This is a genomic window from Flavobacterium pasteuri (genome assembly GCF_048286615.1).
In the GTDB taxonomy this organism is placed as follows: Bacteria; Bacteroidota; Bacteroidia; order Flavobacteriales; family Flavobacteriaceae; genus Flavobacterium.
Window position 1 is genome coordinate 131,933 of record NZ_JBLVPN010000007.1, and the last position, 19,818, is coordinate 151,750.

The 19,818-nt window shown below is 32.8% G+C and carries 18 protein-coding genes; all 18 read left to right on the top strand.

The genetic code is table 11. The features are described from left to right. Positions 1 to 10 precede the first annotated feature (10 nt). The 18 genes from ACNQF6_RS11810 to ACNQF6_RS11895 all read left to right on the top strand — a co-directional run bounded on the left by ACNQF6_RS11810 (position 11) and on the right by ACNQF6_RS11895 (position 19,788). Complete coding sequence (locus tag ACNQF6_RS11810) at positions 11 to 715, top strand: hypothetical protein (RefSeq protein WP_417966103.1); 705 nt, start codon at positions 11 to 13, stop codon at positions 713 to 715. Between the two features lie 524 nt (positions 716 to 1,239). Beyond that, a complete protein-coding gene (locus ACNQF6_RS11815; RefSeq protein WP_417966104.1) occupies positions 1,240 to 1,608 on the top strand; it encodes a hypothetical protein in 369 nt (122 codons plus the stop codon). A 153-nt stretch (positions 1,609 to 1,761) separates the two neighbouring features. Next, entirely contained in the window at positions 1,762 to 2,607 is an 846-nt protein-coding gene (locus tag ACNQF6_RS11820) for a DUF3347 domain-containing protein (protein ID WP_417966105.1), read from the top strand. 20 nt (positions 2,608 to 2,627) lie between these two features. Beyond that, the gene (locus ACNQF6_RS11825) at positions 2,628 to 3,680 is read left to right on the top strand and encodes a YncE family protein (protein ID WP_417966106.1); all 1,053 of its coding nucleotides are present in this window, start codon (positions 2,628 to 2,630) and stop codon (positions 3,678 to 3,680) included. A 103-nt stretch (positions 3,681 to 3,783) separates the two neighbouring features. Beyond that, positions 3,784 to 4,410: a heavy metal-binding domain-containing protein gene (locus tag ACNQF6_RS11830; protein WP_417966107.1), complete on the top strand. Its 627-nt coding sequence runs from the start codon at positions 3,784 to 3,786 to the stop codon at positions 4,408 to 4,410. 189 nt (positions 4,411 to 4,599) lie between these two features. After that, positions 4,600 to 5,334 carry a DUF3347 domain-containing protein gene (locus ACNQF6_RS11835; RefSeq protein ID WP_099716324.1) on the top strand — a complete coding sequence of 245 codons (735 nt, stop codon included), beginning with the start codon at positions 4,600 to 4,602 and terminating at the stop codon, positions 5,332 to 5,334. Between the two features lies 1 nt (position 5,335). Then, positions 5,336 to 5,806, top strand: a complete 471-nt coding sequence (locus tag ACNQF6_RS11840) for a heme-binding domain-containing protein (RefSeq protein ID WP_086452985.1) — start codon at positions 5,336 to 5,338, stop codon at positions 5,804 to 5,806. A 5-nt stretch (positions 5,807 to 5,811) separates the two neighbouring features. Then, positions 5,812 to 7,110, top strand: coding sequence for an efflux RND transporter permease subunit (locus ACNQF6_RS11845; RefSeq protein ID WP_417966108.1), 1,299 nt, complete (start codon positions 5,812 to 5,814; stop codon positions 7,108 to 7,110). Further along, positions 7,107 to 9,044: an efflux RND transporter permease subunit gene (locus tag ACNQF6_RS11850; RefSeq protein ID WP_417966110.1), complete on the top strand. Its 1,938-nt coding sequence runs from the start codon at positions 7,107 to 7,109 to the stop codon at positions 9,042 to 9,044. The genes ACNQF6_RS11845 and ACNQF6_RS11850 overlap by 4 nt, the downstream gene beginning before the upstream one ends. After that, entirely contained in the window at positions 9,031 to 10,284 is a 1,254-nt protein-coding gene (locus ACNQF6_RS11855; protein WP_417966111.1) for a TolC family protein, read from the top strand. The genes ACNQF6_RS11850 and ACNQF6_RS11855 overlap by 14 nt, the downstream gene beginning before the upstream one ends. 2 nt (positions 10,285 to 10,286) lie before the next feature. Then, entirely contained in the window at positions 10,287 to 11,534 is a 1,248-nt protein-coding gene (locus tag ACNQF6_RS11860; RefSeq protein ID WP_417966112.1) for a heavy metal-binding domain-containing protein, read from the top strand. A gap of 2 nt (positions 11,535 to 11,536) precedes the next feature. Then, on the top strand, positions 11,537 to 12,751 hold the full coding sequence (locus ACNQF6_RS11865; RefSeq protein WP_417966113.1) for a heavy metal-binding domain-containing protein: 1,215 nt from the start codon (positions 11,537 to 11,539) through the stop codon (positions 12,749 to 12,751). Positions 12,752 to 12,934: 183 nt separating this feature from the next. Next, entirely contained in the window at positions 12,935 to 13,474 is a 540-nt protein-coding gene (locus ACNQF6_RS11870) for an AAA family ATPase (protein ID WP_417966114.1), read from the top strand. Continuing rightward, entirely contained in the window at positions 13,471 to 16,008 is a 2,538-nt protein-coding gene (locus tag ACNQF6_RS11875) for a heavy metal translocating P-type ATPase (protein WP_417966115.1), read from the top strand. Before ACNQF6_RS11870 ends, ACNQF6_RS11875 begins: the two co-directional genes overlap by 4 nt. Before the next feature lie 34 nt (positions 16,009 to 16,042). After that, positions 16,043 to 17,287, top strand: coding sequence for a hypothetical protein (locus ACNQF6_RS11880; RefSeq protein ID WP_417966116.1), 1,245 nt, complete (start codon positions 16,043 to 16,045; stop codon positions 17,285 to 17,287). A gap of 11 nt (positions 17,288 to 17,298) precedes the next feature. After that, a complete protein-coding gene (locus ACNQF6_RS11885) occupies positions 17,299 to 18,363 on the top strand; it encodes a YncE family protein (protein ID WP_417966117.1) in 1,065 nt (354 codons plus the stop codon). A 40-nt stretch (positions 18,364 to 18,403) separates the two neighbouring features. After that, a complete protein-coding gene (locus ACNQF6_RS11890) occupies positions 18,404 to 19,273 on the top strand; it encodes a DUF2911 domain-containing protein (RefSeq protein WP_417966118.1) in 870 nt (289 codons plus the stop codon). A 29-nt stretch (positions 19,274 to 19,302) separates the two neighbouring features. Next, positions 19,303 to 19,788: a DUF305 domain-containing protein gene (locus ACNQF6_RS11895; RefSeq protein ID WP_417966119.1), complete on the top strand. Its 486-nt coding sequence runs from the start codon at positions 19,303 to 19,305 to the stop codon at positions 19,786 to 19,788. Positions 19,789 to 19,818 lie beyond the last annotated feature (30 nt).

Sequence of the window (19,818 nt, forward strand, 5' to 3'; positions counted from 1 at the left end):
ACACAATAAAATGAAAAATTTGAAAAGCTTAATGACAGGAATGATAATGATTTTCATCATTTCTTGCCAACAGAAAAAATCAGATGCTATTGAATTAAAATCAAGAGTAATTAAAAAGGAAATTAAAACAGAACCCAATAAAGTAGTTTTTGATAATTTGGATCTCATTTTATCTCCATTTGAGGATATGACGGAATTTGCGTTAGATAAAAATAAAAATGGAATTATAAAATCAATGAGTAAAATTGAAGAAATTAATTCTAAAGGAATTTTTGAAAAAAATATTGCTTCACAAAGTGTACTATTACTTAAGACTAAAATTGAAAGACTAAAAAAATTAATAAATCATAATAGCTACAATGAAATTGCATTGTTCTCGACAGAAATTTTTGAATTCAACATAAGTAATTTTACGGACGGATCTAAAATAGATAATCAAATTCAAATTGAACATTTAGATTATATGGGTTTTAAAAATTTGGCATTATTAAATCAAAATAACGTTGATTGGGAGAAACTTAAACATATTACTGAAAATTCACAAAAAATATGGGCTTCATTGAGTCCAAAAGTTGCTGATAAAAATTTAAAAGACACTTTTGATCTGCTTTTTGAGGGCTTATCAATTGGTATAAAAAATAAAGATGTTAAGATATGTAGAGTTTTTTCAAATATGGATTTAACATTAGTTGATGTATTAGAAAAAAGTATATAAGATAAAAAAAACAGTAATAAAATTAAAAAAAAGAAAATGTATTTAATCTAACAAGCATTTGAAACAACACATTTTTTTGTAGTAGATTTTATCAGGTTTCTTGGTTGTTAATCATTATTAATAAGTAATACATTCTCAGTTTGCTCAGAGATTTCTTTATGAGACAACACATCTTTTAAATAATTATTTAAATACTGCTTAAAGAGGTTGATTCAAAATTATTTGTAACTTAAGTTCTTGATATTTGTTTACTTAATTTAAGATTATTTTATTAAATACGATATCGTTAAACTACTTATCCCAAAAATAATTTTGTTAGCGTTTTCTATATTTAAATAAATTTTAAAAGTTGTTTTTTTTTTAAATATCAAAGATTAAAGTATTCAGTCTTTATCTATTCGCTTCCCTAATAATACTTTTAATAAAAATTAAAGCTAAATTGTAGTGATAAAAAATTAGTAAGTTTTTAGCGAGTATTAAGATTATTTCTCTACATTTGTTACAATATTTATTTTTTTACAGAAATGAAAAAGTTTCACATTTTATTAATCGTTGTTGTTGGTTTATTGTTGATGCCAGCAGTAACTTTTGCGTGTGAAAATAATTCATCGAAACATTCTTCTTCAAAAGAGACTTCCTCAAAAATAGACAAAGATGATTGTTGTAAAGACAATAGTCATTCAAAAACTAAAAACGACAAGGGTTGTGGAGGAAAATGCAGCCATTCTAAATGTGGTTGTGCTTCTTCTTGCAAAACATCTGTTTCTATTAATGAATTGAACTTTAATAAAAATATTTTTAATTTCTTTTCAGAAAAACAAAATTTTTACAATTACGAAACCTCCATTTCTTCTGGTTTCAATTCTTTATGGCTTATACCAAAAATAGGCTAAATTTTAAATTTGATAGCCATAATTGTGTCAAATCAAAAGCAATTATTGCTTTAAATCATTTACTTTCTCAGTTAATTTCATTTTCAAAAGGCTGGCTTTGTTGTGCTGTCATTTTGTTCTTGTTTAACTAATTCAATTTAAAATTATTTTACAATGAAATCACTAAAAAAAATAGTGATGGCAATAACTCTATTGCTATCATTCACAGTGTCTAATGCGCAAATCAAAAACGCTAAAACTGAAACCGTAAAAATATTCGGGAATTGTGGAATGTGCGAAACCACCATAGAAAAAGCAGGAAGTCACAAGAAAATTGCCAATGTTGATTGGAATAAAGACACCAAAATGGCTACGCTTACTTATGATGCTAAAAAAACCAATCAGGATGAAATCTTAAAACGTATTGCACTTGCGGGTTATGATAGCGAAAAATTCCTTGCTCCAGATGCTGCATATTCAAAACTTCCGGGATGTTGTCAATACGATCGTGAAGCAAAAGTTGCAGTAAAAACGGAAACAAAATCCGAAGAAACTAAAATGGAAATGAACGACCATTCAACAATGACTGAAAACCAAGGAACAGACCAACTAAAACCAGTTTTCGATAATTATTTTTCATTGAAAGATGCCTTGGTAAAAACAGATAGTAAAACGGCTTCTGCAAAGTCAAAAGATTTTTTAACCGCAATCACTGTCGTAAAAATGGAAACATTGAAAATGGATGTACATATGACTTGGATGAAAGTTTATAAAGATTTAACTGCTGATGCAAAAAATATTTCTGAAACACAGGATATCAAAAAGCAAAGAGAGCTTTTCAAATCATTATCTAAAAATACGTATGAGTTGATAAAAGTTTCAAAATTTACTGAACCGGTTTATTATCAATATTGCCCGATGCAAGATGCCAATTGGTTAAGTAAAGAAAATACAATTAAAAATCCTTACTACGGATCACAAATGTTGAGTTGTGGTAAAACAGTAGAAACAATAAAATAATAAAATTAAAACTTTAAAAAATGAAGAATATATCTTTTACCGCATCAATAATTGGAGCAATACTTTTATCATCTTGTAATAAAGATGATAATATGGATATGACAAATGCAGCATTAAACGTTAATTATCCAGCAGCGTATGTTGTCAATGGTGAAGATGCAACAATTTCAGTAATCAAATTATCAACTAATGAAGTTACAGGAACTATTCCATTGATGGGAACCGATACAGATATGATAATGTGGCCACACCATATTTCTTCACATTCAAATCATCTTGCAATTGGAGTTCCGGGAATGGATTTAAGCGCAGGACACGCAGTGACAGGAACTATGTCGGGTAAACTTGTTGTTATTGATGCAACAACTGGTTCAATTGTTAAAAAAATGGGTTTACCTGTAATGAACCACAATACTATTTATTCTCCAAATGGTACAGAAATTTGGGTGCCTCAAATGGATATGAACGGAAAAGTATTGGTGTATGACGCTACAACTTATGCGTTGAAAAGTACAATTACTGTAGGTATGATGCCTGCAGAATTAACTTTCTCTTCGGACGGGACAAAAGCCTATGTTGCTAATGGCGATGATGATAACGTTTCAGTAATCAATGTAGCATCAAAATCAGTAGTTGCAACGGTTACAGTTGGTAACAATCCTGTTGGAGCTTGGACTGGTACAGATGGTAAAATGTATGTTGATAACGAAGACGGACAATCTATTTCTGTTATAAATGTAGCTACAAATGCCGTTGACCAAACTATTATTTTAGGATTTATGCCCGGAATTGCCTCACACAACGGAACAAAAAGCGAATTATGGGTTTCAGATCCAATGAATGGAAAAGTACATTATTGGACTTGGGATGCTGGTATGATGATGTGGATGCACGGTGGCGCTTTTAATACGGGTGCTGGTGCTCACGCAATTTCTTTCACTATGGACGGAAACACTGCCTATGTAACCAACCAAACAGCAAATACAGTTTCTGTTGTAAATGTTACCAATCATACCGTTACTAAAACAATCAATGTTGGTAAAAAACCAAATGGGGTTGTAATAAAAATGTAAACTATTAATTTCTAAAATATCAAATGTAAATTTGATAAACGATTAAAATGGCTTGCAATTGATCAGTGTTAATATTATAAACAATTAATTAAAACTGTAAAAAATGAAAAATCTAATTATCGTACTAAGCGTATTCTTAGCAGTTAGCACAGTAGCATCAGCTCAAGAAGCTACAAAATCTTCGCAAAAGGAAGCTCAAAAAACAACTTATACTTGCCCAATGCATCCAGAAGAAGTGAGTTTAATAGAAGGAAAATGTAGCAAATGTGGAATGACAATGGTAAAAACCACTAAAAAAATAGATACTCACGCTACAAAAGGCAGTCAACCTAAAACTAAAATTGTAACAAAATATGTTTGTCCAATGGACGGCTCAACTTCTGATACCGAAGGGAAATGTTCTAAATGTGGAACTAGGATGGTAAAAATTACCGAAAAGATAGATACTCACGCTACAAAAGGCAGTCAACCTAAAACTAAAATTGTAACAAAATATGTTTGTCCAATGGACGGCTCAACTTCTGATACCGAAGGGAAATGTTCTAAATGTGGAACTGGAATGGTAAAAATTACCGAAAAGATAGATACTCACGCTACAAAAGGCAGTCAACCTAAAACTAAAATTGTAACAAAATATGTTTGTCCAATGGATGGCTCAACTTCTGACAAACCGGGGGAATGTCCTAAATGTGGAATGGAAATGGCTAAAACGGAGGGTAAGAAAAAATAATCCAGTCGCATAAATTTTAAATTTCCTTTTAGTTTAATTCAATGCACATGATACCAATAATAAGGATGCAATGATTTTAATGACCCTATAAAATGAAAAAATTAATTTCTATATAAAAATGGGTTTTCAAAAAAATATTCATCAAAAAATGTTGCAAATACCAACAATATCAATTAAAAAAATAATAAAATGAAAAATCTAATCCTTTCAGCCATAGCGATGGCATTTGTACTAGTTTCTTGTAATCAAAAAAATAAAGAAGCTGCAACAACTAATTCGGAAACAACAGAGAGTACCTCGCAATTATACGCGTGTCCAATGCACCCAGAGGTTACAGGAAAAAAAGGTGAAAAATGTTCAAAATGTGGAATGGAATTAACCGAACCAGTTGTACAAAATGAAGCAGCTCATGATCATACTGATGGTAGTCATAGTCATAATGATACAACAACAGTTGAAGTTAATACTGAAGCTACATCGGTTACCCAAACAACATTTTCAACAAGCGAAATAATCTCTGGTTATTTAAAACTCAAAAACGCACTCACAAAAGACGATACAAAAGGAGCAGCCAATGCGGGTAAAGCATTATATGCAACTTTCAATAAAGTCAATACCAATGCAATAGATCCAAAATTGAAAACAGAATATATTGATATTGCTGATGATGCTAAAGAACACGCAGAACACATTGGTGATAATGGTGGGAAAATTGACCACCAAAGAGAACATTTTGCGATGTTGAGTAAAGATGTGAATGATTTGATAAAAATATTTGGAGCAAAACAAAAACTATATCAAGACTTTTGTCCTATGTATAATGAAGGAAAAGGGGCTATTTGGATAAGTGAAAGCAAAGAAATAAAAAATCCTTACTACGGTTCGAAAATGCTTACTTGTGGTTCTATGAAAAAACAATTATAAAATGAAAAAAATCATCAAGAAAATACTCATAATTGGGTTTGTTATTTTTTTGTTGATGCAGTTATATCAACCTGCTCGTAATGAAAGTTATGAGCAGGAATTAACTGCAAATTTCACAAAAATGTACGATGTTCCTAAAAATGTTGAAACTATTTTACGGACATCTTGCTACGATTGTCACAGTAACAATACCAATTATCCATTATATTCTTACATTCAGCCAGCACGGTTTTTTATGGAAGAACACATTAAAGATGGTAAAAAGGATTTGAACTTTAATGAGTTTGGAAAGTATTCCAAGCGAAAACAAGAAAACAAATTAGAAGCTATCATCAAACAAATAAAATCTGATGAAATGCCCTTAGCGTCCTACACGCTACTTCATAAAAATGCAATAGTAACACCTGCTCAAAAAGAGGAAGTAATCAATTGGATAAATAAAACAAAAGATAGTCTTTCATTAGAAAACTAAACATTATGGTAGAAAAATTAATATCATTTTCACTAAAAAATAGATTTGTTGTTCTTCTCGTCTCAGCTTGCTTATTAGCTTGGGGTATTTATAGCGTACAACAAAACCCCATAGATGCCATTCCGGATTTGTCCGAGAATCAAGTTATTGTATTTACAGAATGGATGGGAAGAAGTCCACAGGTTATAGAAGCACAAGTAACCTATCCTTTGGTTTCAAACCTGCAAGGAATACCAAAAGTTAAAAATATTCGCGGTGCATCTATGTTTGGGATGAGTTTCGTATATATCATCTTTGAAGATAATGTAGATGTGTATTGGGCAAGAACTCGAGTGTTGGAACGGTTGAATTATGCCCAACGATTATTACCTCAAAATGTAGTGCCCACATTAGGACCAGATGGAACTGGAGTTGGCCATATTTTTTGGTATCATTTAAAGGCTAACGGTATGGACTTGGGAGAACAAAGAGCTTTACAAGATTGGTACGTGAAATTTGCATTACAAACTGTTCCCGGCGTGGCTGAAGTAGCATCATTTGGTGGTTTTGAAAAACAGTACCAATTAGTGTTAGATCCCTTAAAAATGCAGTACTACAATGTGAGTATGATGGAAGTGATGAATGCTGTTAAAGCAAATAACAATGATGTTGGTGGTCGAAAATTTGAGATGAGTAATATGTCTTACATAGTAAGAGGTTTAGGGTACATAAAAAACATAAAAGATGTAGAAGACATTGCTATTAAAAATTATAATTCCGTTCCAGTAAAGGTAAAAGACATTGGTTCGATACAAATGGGTGGAGATTTACGCTTGGGAATTTTTGACGAAAATGGAACAGGTGAAGTTGTAGGAGGAATTGTAGTCATGCGTTATGGTGAAAATGCAGATAAAGTTATAAAAGCAGTAAAAGAAAAAATGAAAGAAGTTGAAAAAGGATTGCCTGAAGGCGTTTCTTTTAAAACGTCTTATGACAGAAGTGAATTGATAGAAAAAGCAATCGCATCTGTTAAAGGAACTTTAATAGAAGAAATGATTGTTGTTTCAATTGTTATACTACTTTTTCTTTTTCATTGGCGAAGTGCTTTAATTATCTTAATACAATTGCCTATATCTGTGGCTATTGGCTTTATTTTGCTTGAAGCATTTGGTATATCATCTAATATCATGTCATTAACGGGTATTGCATTAGCTATAGGTGTTGTTGTCGATGACGGAATTGTAATGGTGGAAAATGCGTATAGGACAATTTCGGAGAAACAGGAAGAAATGGAGAGTAATCAAAATAATTCGGAAATAAAATGAAAGATAAAATAAAAAATATATTCAAAAAAGAACATGACCCCTTATCTTCTGAAGAAAAGTTACAACTTATAGAAAAGTCTTCAAAATTAGTTGGCCCAGGTGTCTTTTATTCAACACTCATTGTGATAGCTTCCTTTTTACCTGTATTTCTTCTCACAGGTATGGAAGGTAAATTATTCAGCCCATTGGCATGGACAAAATCGTTTATACTTATAGTAGATGCTTTTTTAGCCATTACCCTTACTCCAGTTCTAATTAGTTTTCTGCTTAAAGGCAAACTTCGTCCAGAAAACAAAAATCCAATCAATAAAAAACTAGAAAGCATATATACTCCTATTTTAATTTTTTGTTTAAAATGGAGGAAAACAGTATTAGGTATTAATATAATTGCGCTCCTGATTGGTGTTTTAATGTTTACCCGTTTAGGTACAGAATTTATGCCTCCTTTAGATGAAGGTTCCGTGCTTTTTATGCCTGTAACATTACCAGACGTATCCAATTCTGAGGTGAAAAGAATTTTGCAAGTGCAAGACAAATTGATAAAATCGATACCCGAAGTGGCTCATGTTTTAGGAAAAGCCGGACGCGCTAACACTGCTACCGATAATAGTCCAATAAGCATGATTGAAACTATTGTTTTACTAAAACCCCAACACGAATGGAGAGAAGACAAAACGAAAGCCGATATTGTTAATGAAATAAATAATAAACTTCAAATTCCAGGAGTTACGAATGGTTTTACACAGCCCATCATTAATAGGATTAATATGCTTTCTACTGGTATTAGAACCGATGTAGGAATAAAGATTTACGGAGCAAGCTTAGACACTATCAATGTTTTATCTCAAAAAATAAAAAAAGCCCTTGAAGGTACTTCTGGCGTAAAAGATTTATATGCGGAACCGATTACTGGCGGAAAGTACATCGATATCGAGGCAAAAAGAGAGGTCATTGGAAGATACGGACTTACAATAGATGATATAAACAATGTGGTGGAAGCGTCTATTGGTGGAATGAAACTTACCACAACTATAGAAGGAAGACAACGATTTTCTGTAAATGCAAGATATGCTCAAGAATACAGAAATAGTATTGAGGCGTTAAAAAAACTCCAAGTGCAAACAATGGAGTTTGGTCCTATTCCATTAGAAGCCGTTGCCGATGTAAAAATAAGCGATGGTCCTCCAATGATAAATAGCGAAAATGCAATGCTTCGAGGCAGTGTACTGTTTAATGTACGAGAGCGTGATTTAGGAAGTACGGTAAAAGAAGCGCAAAAAAAATTGAATGCAATGATTACTAAAATGCCAAAAGGCTATTATGTGGAGTGGAGCGGACAGTGGGAAAACCAAATCAGAGCCAATAAAACATTAAGCATGATTTTACCTATAGTTGTTATCATTATTTTCCTTATTCTGTACTTCACCTATCATTCTATGAAAGAAGCACTGATTACAATGATAACCGTACCGTTTGCTTTAATTGGAGGGATTTTTATGGTCTATTTTTATGGAATAAATTTATCAGTAGCCGTTGCAGTTGGTTTTATAGCATTGTTTGGAATGGCAATCGAAACCGCTATGTTAATGACTATTTATTTGAATGAAGCAATGAATAAAATGGTAGAAAAACACGGGAACAGTGCAGCGACAATTACAGAAGCAATTTTGAAACAATACATTATTGACGGTTCTGCCAAAAGGTTGAGACCAAAATTGATGACCGTTTCCGTTTCCTTGTTTGGATTAATCCCTATTCTTTGGGCAACAGGAACGGGTGCAGATGTGATGCTGCCAATTACGGTTCCACTCATTGGGGGTACAATTACCTCAACAATTTATGTATTATTAGTAACCCCTATAGTTTTTGAGATGGTGAAACTTCGAGAATTAAAAACAAAAGGCAAAATAGAACTTATAGATGTTAAAGAATAACTATTATATCGCAATAAGCTGTTTGATTTTAAGTACTGCTAATATGGTGGCGCAAACACTTTCGTTGGATGCTGTTTTGACGAATATCAAAACAAATAATCCACAACTAAAAATGTATGATGCCGATATTCAAAGTATGGATGCTGCGGCAAAAGGAGCCAGAAGTTGGATGCCTCCACAAGTGGAAACGGGTTTTTTTATGACGCCTTACAATAGTAAATTATGGAAAGCCGATGAAATGGGCCCAGGAATGGGATCTTACATGGTTGGTGTTACACAAATGATACCGAATGCTAGAAAACTTAGGTCTGATTTCAATTACATGAATGCAATGTCATCTGTTGAAAAAGAAAATAAAGGTTATACGATTAATCAATTAAAGGCACTGGCAAAAACGAATTATTACCAATGGCTGGTATTAAATAAAAAAATAAAAATTGCTGATGATAATTTATTGCTCTTAGACTATATGATAAAAAGTATGGAAATACGCTATCAGTATAATATGGATAAATTGCCAACCTATTACAAAGCAAAATCGCAATACGGTGCATTACAAAGTATGATTGTAATGTTACAAAACGATATTTCCCAGAAGCGAATTATGCTAAATACCTTGATGGCTAGAGATAAAAACACTTTGTTTGAAATAGATGAAACCTATAAATTAAATGATTTTGATGCCATAAAAGCAGATACAACCTCACTTTCCCAAAACCGAAGTGATGTTAAAGCTATTGAAAAAACAATGGTATTAAATCAATTAAAAATTGAAACCGAAAAAGCAAAATTATTGCCAGAATTTGGTATCAAATATGACCATATGTTTGCCTTTGGAGAACAGCCAAAACAATTCTCTTTAATGGGAATGATTACTATTCCCATGCCTTGGTCAACAAAAATGAATACAGCCAATATCAACAGTTTTAAAATCAAGAATGAAGGTCTCAACTGGCAAAAGCAAATGATTTTGAATGAAGCAGCAGGAATGATTTCGGGTATGAATACAGAATTGATAAACCTAAAAAAACAATATGATATTGCTGAAAAAAATATCATTCCTGCCTTAAAACGAAACTATGATACTGCAATATTGGCTTGGCAGAATAATACGGGAGATCTGTTTGTAGTATTGGATGCTTGGGAAGCATTAAATATGGCACAAATTGATGTTCTGGATAAATTACAAAATATTTTAAGCACACAAGTAGAAATTGAAAAACAACTGGAAATCAAATAATTATGAATAAATATTTAAAATATAGTTTAATTTTAATCGTAATTTCTAGTATAGGATTTGCTGTCTATTTCTTTTCAATAAAGTCAGAGATTCACTCGGAGAATTCACATCAAACAGAAGTTTATACCTGTTCTATGCATCCCGAAATTATTCGCGACAAACCTGGTAATTGTCCTATTTGCGGAATGACTTTAGTAAAAAAAATAACAGAAAGCCAAGCTGAGGAAGATAATTCTATTGACAATCTTTTGAAACCTACTGATAATTTTATCGTCGGGAATTATCAAACTACAACAGCCAAAGACACTACATTAAGCAGTGAGATAAATTTGCCCGGTATCGTGGCTTACGATCCAAATTCATCAGTAAATATTGCTGCTCGAATAAGTGGAAGAATAGAAAAAATGTATGTAAATTATAAGTACCAAAAAGTAGCTAAAGGACAGAAATTATTTGATTTATACAGCCCTGAGTTATTGACAGAACAGCAAAATTTTATTTATTTAGTTTCCAATGATTCCGATAATACATCAATTATTAAAGCCTCAAAGCAAAAATTATTGCTTTATGGAATGACTAAAAATCAGATAAATTCATTGTCTTCTTCCAAAAAAGTAAATCCTCAAGTTTCAATTTACAGTCCAGCTTCTGGAATTATTCAAGGAACAGAAAAAATGGATAATACAAGCAATTCGACGATGCAAAGTGCAAGTAACAATACCGAAATATTAAATATAAAAGAAGGTAACTATATAAAAAAGGGAGAAGTAGTTTTTAAATTAGTAAATACAGATAAAGTATGGGGTATCTTTAATGTTAGTCAAGGGTACAATAGTCTAATCAAAACCAATCAAACTATCAAAATTGCTACAGAATTAGACAAAAATGAATTCATTGATGCACAAATAAATTTTATTGAAACTCAATTTAATCCAGCAGATAAATCCAATAGAATTAGGGTATACCTAAACAACAATAAAATAAAATTCCCCATAGGTCTGCGATTACAAGGAATTGTGAAAACAAATTCAATACAAGGGGTTTGGTTGCAAAAACAAGCATTAGTGAGTATTGGCAACAAGAAAATAGTTTTTATAAAAAAGAATAATGGCTTTAAAGCAACTGCAATAAAAGCAGGAATTGAAATAGATGATTTTATTCAAATTATCAGTGGAATTGCCGTTGAAGATACCCTTGCTAAAAATGCACAATATTTAATTGATAGCGAAAGCTTTATTAAAACCGAGTAATTATGAAAACGATAAAAATAATAGGCATTCTATCAATACTATTTGCAGTATTTATAGCTTGCAATACTAAAAACAAAGAAGACCATAGCAAACATAAAAACAAAGAAACTATTTTTTACACTTGTTCTATGGATCCTCAAGTAAAGGAAGATAAGCCCGGAAAATGTCCCATTTGTCATATGGAGTTAACTCCAATAAAAAGTGATGACACAGCTGCAAATGAGATAAGCTTGAGTAAACAACAGCTACAATTGGGGAACATCACCACGCAAACTGTTGCAACAACTCAAAGCAGTTTAGAGCAAAATTATACAGGGGTTTTAACAATTAATCAAGAAAAAATTAACACCATTTCTGCTAGAGCAATGGGGCGAATTGAAAAGTTATACTTCAAAACGGTTGGTGATTATGTTGCTAAAAACGAACCAGTATATCAATTGTATAGTGAAGATATTGCCATAGCCAAACAAGATTACTTCACAGCATACAAACAACTTACCATGCCAGGTGATTTTGGAAAAAATGCACGTACGATGCTCATTGCTGCCAAACAAAAACTATTATTCTTTGGTTTATCCAATGCCCAAATTGAAACTATAAAATCGAGTAAAGAAATTTCTCCGTACACTATTTTCTATAGTAATAGCAGTGGAACTATCTCGGAGATAATAGCAACAGAGGGCAGTTATGCAATGGAGGGTGTTGGTATAATTAAATTGGCAGATTTAAAAAGTCTTTGGCTCGAAACACAGGTGAATATAAATTATGCAAAAAGCATGCACCTTGGACAAAACGCCAAAGTTTCATTTACTGATTATCCTGATAAAACTATAATTGCAAAAATTTCATTTATCAATCCTGAAATAAATCCAGATACCAGACTGCTTTTAATTCGAATGGAGGTGCCCAATCAAAACTTGCTGTTGAAACCCGGAATGCAGGCAATTGCAAGATTGACACAATCCAATATAAAAGGAGTATTCATACCTACTGATGCTGTTATCAGGGAAGAAAATGCTTCTTATATATGGATTGAAAAAAGAACAGGAGTATTCGAAAATCTTATGGTAGAAACTGGAATAGAAATAAATGGGATGATTGAAATCAAATCTGAAATAGATAGCTCTAAAAAAGTGGTTATTACCGGAGCATATGCCATAAATAGTGAATATAAATTCAGAAAAGGAAGTGACCCGATGGAAGGAATGAAAATGTAAAAATAAAAAATTATGACACACACTCATACTATTACTGGGACGGGAGGTGTTCTATAATAAAAAAATGTTATCTGCGTGCTTTGCAAAAATCATTGACAAAACTTGGAACGATAACAAATAAATAGCGAATTGAAACGAGTACGAATAAAGCATATTCTACTTTCAATTTTAAAAGTTATGAAAATGGATAATCAAAAAGTAGATACCAATTGGTATGTTATTACAGGTGGACCCAGTACAGGTAAAACAACAGTAATTGATATATTATCTAAAAGGGGCTATAAAACAAGTATTGAGCACGCTAGGCATTATATTGATAGTATGAGGAAAGAAGGTAAAAGTCTAGAAGAAATAAGAGAAAACAAAAGAAAATTTCAATTAGCGGTGTTAGATATGCAAATTGAACAAGAAGCAGAATTATCACCGATTGAAACTGTTTTTCTTGACAGGGCTATTCCTGATGCAATGGCTTACTATCAATTTTTAAATCTTGATTTTGACGAAAAATTACTTAGTGCCATTAAGAAGGTATCTTATAAAAAGATTTTTATTTTAGACCGATTACCATTTACAAAAGACTATGCAAGAACAGAAGACGAAGAAGCACAAAAAACCATTCATAGATTAATTATTGAGGTTTACAATACATTAAGTTTTCCAGTCATTTTTGTTCCATTATTAACACCAAATGAAAGAGTAAATTTTATTTTAAAAAACATATGATACATACCTATAAAATTACCGGAATGACTTGCGATAGCTGTCGTTCTAAAGTGGAAAAAACATTGAATGCCATCGATGGAATTCAAGCAACGGTTACTTTGGATCCTCCAATTGCAACAATAACAATGGAAAAACACATTCCACTGAATCAATTTCAAGAGGCATTAACAACCGTTGGAAAGTACACTATAGAAATGAGTAGCGCTAACGATACAACTCACAAAAATGTCAATGAGCCAATAACAAAATCGTGTTGCAGTACTAAAACTAGTGATAACATGGATACAATACCTTCACTAAGTAATGATCAAGGCAAATACTATTGTCCGATGCATTGTGAAGGAGACAAGGTTTACGATAAGCCCGGGAGTTGTCCAGTATGCGGAATGAATTTAGAAAAAGTTCATGAATTAAGTGCGGTCAAAAAATTATACACCTGTCCGATGCACCCGGAGGTAATCAAAGAAGAACCTGGCTCCTGCCCTATTTGCGGAATGGATTTAGTACCAATGGAACCTACAGATAGTGAAGACAAAAAGGTTTACAATGATTTGCTTAAGAAAATGAAAGTAGCAACAGCCTTTACAATTCCTGTTTTCGCAATAGCTACTATAGAAATGATGTCAAATAATCCGTTAGAAAAGATAATGGGCATTTCATACTGGAATTGGGTACAATTGATTTTGACGCTTCCCGTGGTTTTTTATGCGTGTTGGATGTTCTTTGTTCGCGCCTGGAAGTCAATTGTTACCTGGAATCTCAACATGTTTACGCTGATAGGAATTGGTACTGGAGTAGCTTTCTTGTTTAGTTTGGTTGGCATGTTTTTTCCTGATATTTTTCCAAATGAATTTAAAACCGTAAGCGGCACAGTGTTACTTTATTTTGAAGCAACAACGGTCATATTAACCTTGGTTTTGTTAGGCCAATTATTAGAAGCAAGAGCACACAGTCAAACTAGCGGTGCCATAAAAGAATTATTGAAATTAGCGCCCACCGAAGCGACTTTGGTTATCGAAGGAGGGGACAAAGTAATCTCGATTCACGACATCAAAAAAGGAGATTTATTACGAGTAAAACCGGGAGATAAAATTCCAGTAGATGGAAAAATTACTGATGGAGAAAGTACTATAGATGAATCTATGATCTCAGGAGAGCCTATTCCTGTTGATAAAAAGATTGATGATTCAGTTATAGCGGGAACAATAAACGGAAATAAATCCTTTGTTATGATTGCCGAGAAAGTTGGTTCGGAAACCTTGCTTTCGCAAATTGTTAAGATGGTAAATGATGCGAGCCGATCCAAAGCACCGATTCAAAAACTCGCGGATAGCATTGCAAAATATTTTGTACCGATTGTAGTTGTAGTTTCTGTCTTAACCTTTTTTGTTTGGGCAAAATTTGGACCGGAACCTGCCCTAGTCTATGGTTTTATCAATGCCATTGCAGTATTAATAATTGCCTGTCCTTGTGCTTTGGGATTAGCCACACCAATGTCGGTAATGGTTGGCGTAGGTAAAGGGGCACAATCTGGAGTGCTCATAAAAAATGCGGAAGCATTGGAAAACATGAACAAGGTAAATGTTCTGATAACCGATAAAACAGGTACCATTACCGAAGGAAAACCCTCTGTTGAAAAAGTGTTCTCCTTACAAAATGACGAAAATGGACTATTGCAAAACATCGCTTCCTTAAATCAGTACAGCGAACATCCTTTGGCGCAAGCCGTAGTCAATTTTGCGAAAGCTAAAAACATTTCATTAATCGACGTAAAGGATTTTGAAGCTATTGCCGGAAAAGGGGTTATTGGTACGGTAACCAGTAAGAAAGTGGCACTCGGAAATAAAAAACTAATGGAGCAAGTGAACGCCACAGTTTCTGATGAATTGGAAAATAAAATTGTAGCCGAACAAAAACTAGGAAAAACCGTCTCCTATATTGCTGTAGATAGAATTGTAATTGGTTTTGTTACCATTGCAGACAAGATAAAAGAGACAAGCAAAGAAGCAATAAAAGAACTGATGCGTCAGGGTGTTGAAGTAATAATGATAACGGGCGACAATGAAAACACCGCAAAAGCCGTTGCCGCCGAACTCGGCCTTAGTTCATTCATCGCAGGAGCCCTCCCCGAAGACAAACTAAATGAAATAAAACGCCTCCAATCCCTAGGAAAAATTGTCGCCATGGCAGGAGACGGCATCAACGATGCCCCTGCATTAGCACAGTCAGACATCGGAATTGCCATGGGAACCGGAACTGACGTGGCGATAGAAAGTGCTAAAATAACTTTAGTAAAAGGCGATTTACAAGGTATTGTGAAAGCCAAAAATTTGAGCCACGCAGTAATGAGTAACATTAAACAAAATTTGTTTTTTGCCTTTTTCTACAATGTTTTAGGTGTGCCAATTGCAGCCGGAGTTTTATATCCATTTTCCGGGATTTTACTTTCTCCTATGATAGCGGCTTTGGCAATGAGTTTTAGTTCTGTATCGGTAATTGTAAATGCGTTAAGATTAAGAAGTTTGAAACTTTAGAAAATAAGAATAGAAATTTATATAATGAATTAAAATGAATAACCTTACTCAAATCATTCAACAATACAAAACTGATACAGAAAGTGTCTACAATACTTGGTTTGTCGATAACGACCAAAGATTAAAAGCGTTTCGAACCATTCGTAGAGGAATTTTACAAGTCATTGACGATATCAAAAACAAGACTTTTCCAAATGATTTTAAAGGGAGTAGTTTAGAATTTGTGTTGAGTTGTATTGCAGAACAAAAACAAATATTTGTTGGAGTTGCACATCCTTTTTATTGGAAACCAAAATTAAGAATTCCAGATATTTACGAAAATCAAAATAATAAAATCGCTTTTGGGCAATTTCTCGAAAACTGTATAAACGCAAAAACCGAGGAACAAGTTGTAAAAGAAATTGTAAAATTGGATGAATTAAAAATAAAAGGTTTAGGCCCCGCAGTGGCAAGTATCTTATATTTTTTACACCCAACCTGGTGTCCGCCTTTCAATACGGCAATTCTAAACGGATTTAATTTTTTATTCAAAGACAAAAAGAAGTTAGGAAGTTGGACAGAATATTTAAAAATTAGAGAGACATTAATAGAAACCAACAGCAAACATAAATCTGAATTATCAAATGATTTAGGAGCGATTGCGGGATTGTGTTTTGAAATTGGAACCCAAAAAATGCTAATTGGTAATGATGAATATTTAAGCGAAGACGAACGTACTCGGTTTGAAAAGAATATACTAAAACGACAAAAAGAAATTCAGGAAGAAAAATTGGCAGAAAATCTTCATAACGAAATGCAGTACCATTTGCTTAAAATTGGAGTTTCATTGGGTTATGATGTTACACCAGCCAGTAATGATAAAAGTAAAGCGTTTAATGGTCAAAGTTTTTCGTTTATGTCAATTAGTAAGTTTCCAGAATTACCAACGGACAAAGACACCCAAAACACGATTAAACTCATTGATGTACTTTGGTTTAAAAAAGGAACAAACAGTATCATCGGTGCATTTGAAGTCGAAAAAAGCACCAGTATTTATTCTGGAATTTTAAGACTTTCCGACTTGTATTTTAGTATTTCCAATGGCGAAGAGGTGTTCTATATCATCATTCCGGACAGTCGCGAAAAAGATGTGATTCTTCAGCTAAATAGACCAGTCATAAAAAATTCAAAAATGAATATCAAATACATTCTGTTTTCTGAATTGCGAAACCAATGTGACGCAATTTGCAAATTTGGCTCAGACTATTCAATAATGGAAAAAATAGCAAAATCAACTTAAATAATAAAAAAATGAAAAATCTTGTAGTACTCAAAAAATTTCAGATTATGGTAGTATTAGTAGTGGCTGGCTTAATAATTGGCAGCTGCAATAATCCTAAAAAAACAATGCAATTAGCAAAAGTATACGTAGCCAATGAGGACGGAGGTAGTATTTCTGTTATAAACCTTCAGGACAGTACAAAAAATACAGAAATATCAATTAGTGACTCTTCAGGAATGATGTTCATGGCTCATAACGTACAAGTTGCACCTGATGGAAAATCTGTTTGGGTGACGGCAATACCTATGGATAGTACAGCAACAAACCAATTGATAGTAATCGATCCAAACACTAATTCAATAAAAAAACGTATTGAGCTTGGTAAGGATTTGCATCTGGCGCATGTCGTTTTAGATAATAAATCAGAATATGCTTATGCATCTGCAAATGAAACAAATCAGATATTTAAAGTCGATGCCAAAACATATAAAATAACTCAAAAATTTGAACTAGGAAAAGGATATTTACCACACGGTTTTAGACATCAAAACGGAAAACTTTATGTTGCGAATATGGATGCAAAAAGTATGTCGATTATTACTATTGCTGATGGCACAATAACTGATATTCCTCTGGGAGGAGTGGCTGTGCAAGTTGCAACTACACAAGATGAAAAATTTATTTTTGCGAGTTTGTATGATACTAAAGAAGTAGTAAAATATGATATTAAAAATGCTCAAATAACAAGAATAAAATTACCAAATGATGCACAAGGTCCAATTCAATTATATGCCACGCCAGACAGCAAATTTTTATATGTAGCCGATCAAGGGGAAACAATGGGTAGATCTGTTTCAAATAAAGTTTTTGTAATTGACATAACAAGTAACAAAGTTATTAAAACGATAACCGTAGGCAAAAAAGCGCATGGTGTAGTGATTAGCAAAGACGGAAAAACAGTTTATGTAACCAATAGTGGTGACAATACTGTTTCAGTAATAGAGGTGGCAACTCAAAAAGTAATTAATACAATTGCAGTAGGCAAAAAACCGAATGGTATAAGTTATTTGTCCGAAAGTGGCGGAATGGAATAGAAATTAAGATAATAAAAAAAACAATTTAAAATTAAAAACCATGAAAAAAGTAATTCTAATACATTTCTTTATTTTACAAGCTTTAGTAATTTCGGCACAAGAAAAAGCTCAAATAAAACTAACTTCTGCAAGTCCATCTGCATCCTTTGAACAAGAATTGGGTAGCACAATGATCAAAGTTTCTTACAGCAGACCACTAGCAAGAGGCAGAAAAATATTTGGTGAATTAGTCCCTTTTGAAAAACTCTGGCGAACTGGCGCCAGTGATTGTACTTCAATAACGACCAATGAAGATATTGTGTTTGGAAATACTACTTTAAAAATGGGTAGTTACTCAATATTCACAATACCTTCAAAAAAGGAGTGGACAATAATTGTAAATACAGATACTACATTACATGGCGAAACTGGATATGATGCCAAAAAAGATGTTTTTCGTTTTACAGTTCCAGTAGAAAGCATACCCAATTTCTATGAAACATTTACAATCGAAGTAAATGATATTAACAGTAAAGGGGAGGGATTTCTAAAAATAGTATGGGAAAATTCGATGGTGAAAATTCCATTAAAAAGTAAAGCAGATGAAAATATTTTAGCAGTAATAGATAAAAACATCATTAAAGAAAGAACTCAAGATGCTAATTTATTATTTCAAGCGGCAAACTATTATTACAGTACAAACAGAGATTCCAAACAAGCAATAGCTTGGCTAATTGAAGCCGAAAAATTAGATCCGCAGAATTTTTACTATCCTAATTTGAGACAAAAAATAGCAACGGAACTAAAAGACTATCCAAGTGCAATTGAAGCAGGGAAAAAAGCTTTATCAATAGCAGAACTAAAAAAAATGAAAAGTGTTGAATCACTTAAAAAACAAATTTTAGAGTTAGAGTTACTATTGAAAAAATAAATTAATTTTTAAATCAAAAATTTATGGAAATGAAACACACAACAGAAGAGCATCCAAAAGCACTAAGTTTGACTATGTACAAGAAATTAGCGATTATGATAGTGGTATCATTTATAGCTATGTACATACTAATGTATTCAATGGTAGATGTTTTTGCCAATGTAATACCCAATATAAACCAATTTTACATGGCTGGACTGATGACCATGCCGATGCTCATAATTGAACTTCTAGTAATGGGTAGCATGTACGGAAATAAGAAATTAAATATTTCACTGATTGTCACTGGTTTTATTGCTTTGATTCTATTTTTTGCAGGCATTAGGCAACAGGCAGCGGTTGGAGATAAAGAATTTTTAAAATCAATGATACCACACCATGCTGCAGCAATATTAATGGGTAAAGAGTCATCGGTTACCGACCCTGAAATAAAGGAATTAATTAAAAATATTATTACCAGCCAGCAAGCGGAAATTGACCAGATGAAAGCAAAGCTCAAAGAATTGGACAAATAACCATGAGAATTAGTAAATCAATTTTAAACT

What these genes read in the sequence shown, in the direction of transcription:
- ACNQF6_RS11870 (WP_417966114.1), top strand. Translation starts at nt 12,935, where the DNA reads ATGGATAATCAAAAAGTAGATACCAATTGGTATGTTATTACAGGTGGA.
- ACNQF6_RS11880 (WP_417966116.1), top strand. Translation starts at nt 16,043, where the DNA reads ATGAATAACCTTACTCAAATCATTCAACAATACAAAACTGATACAGAA.
- ACNQF6_RS11895 (WP_417966119.1), top strand. Translation starts at nt 19,303, where the DNA reads ATGAAACACACAACAGAAGAGCATCCAAAAGCACTAAGTTTGACTATG.
- ACNQF6_RS11860 (WP_417966112.1), top strand. Translation starts at nt 10,287, where the DNA reads ATGAATAAATATTTAAAATATAGTTTAATTTTAATCGTAATTTCTAGT.
- ACNQF6_RS11825 (WP_417966106.1), top strand. Translation starts at nt 2,628, where the DNA reads ATGAAGAATATATCTTTTACCGCATCAATAATTGGAGCAATACTTTTA.
- ACNQF6_RS11885 (WP_417966117.1), top strand. Translation starts at nt 17,299, where the DNA reads ATGAAAAATCTTGTAGTACTCAAAAAATTTCAGATTATGGTAGTATTA.
- ACNQF6_RS11845 (WP_417966108.1), top strand. Translation starts at nt 5,812, where the DNA reads ATGGTAGAAAAATTAATATCATTTTCACTAAAAAATAGATTTGTTGTT.
- ACNQF6_RS11810 (WP_417966103.1), top strand. Translation starts at nt 11, where the DNA reads ATGAAAAATTTGAAAAGCTTAATGACAGGAATGATAATGATTTTCATC.
- ACNQF6_RS11865 (WP_417966113.1), top strand. Translation starts at nt 11,537, where the DNA reads ATGAAAACGATAAAAATAATAGGCATTCTATCAATACTATTTGCAGTA.
- ACNQF6_RS11835 (WP_099716324.1), top strand. Translation starts at nt 4,600, where the DNA reads ATGAAAAATCTAATCCTTTCAGCCATAGCGATGGCATTTGTACTAGTT.
- ACNQF6_RS11855 (WP_417966111.1), top strand. Translation starts at nt 9,031, where the DNA reads ATGTTAAAGAATAACTATTATATCGCAATAAGCTGTTTGATTTTAAGT.
- ACNQF6_RS11820 (WP_417966105.1), top strand. Translation starts at nt 1,762, where the DNA reads ATGAAATCACTAAAAAAAATAGTGATGGCAATAACTCTATTGCTATCA.
- ACNQF6_RS11840 (WP_086452985.1), top strand. Translation starts at nt 5,336, where the DNA reads ATGAAAAAAATCATCAAGAAAATACTCATAATTGGGTTTGTTATTTTT.
- ACNQF6_RS11890 (WP_417966118.1), top strand. Translation starts at nt 18,404, where the DNA reads ATGAAAAAAGTAATTCTAATACATTTCTTTATTTTACAAGCTTTAGTA.
- ACNQF6_RS11815 (WP_417966104.1), top strand. Translation starts at nt 1,240, where the DNA reads ATGAAAAAGTTTCACATTTTATTAATCGTTGTTGTTGGTTTATTGTTG.
- ACNQF6_RS11850 (WP_417966110.1), top strand. Translation starts at nt 7,107, where the DNA reads ATGAAAGATAAAATAAAAAATATATTCAAAAAAGAACATGACCCCTTA.
- ACNQF6_RS11875 (WP_417966115.1), top strand. Translation starts at nt 13,471, where the DNA reads ATGATACATACCTATAAAATTACCGGAATGACTTGCGATAGCTGTCGT.
- ACNQF6_RS11830 (WP_417966107.1), top strand. Translation starts at nt 3,784, where the DNA reads ATGAAAAATCTAATTATCGTACTAAGCGTATTCTTAGCAGTTAGCACA.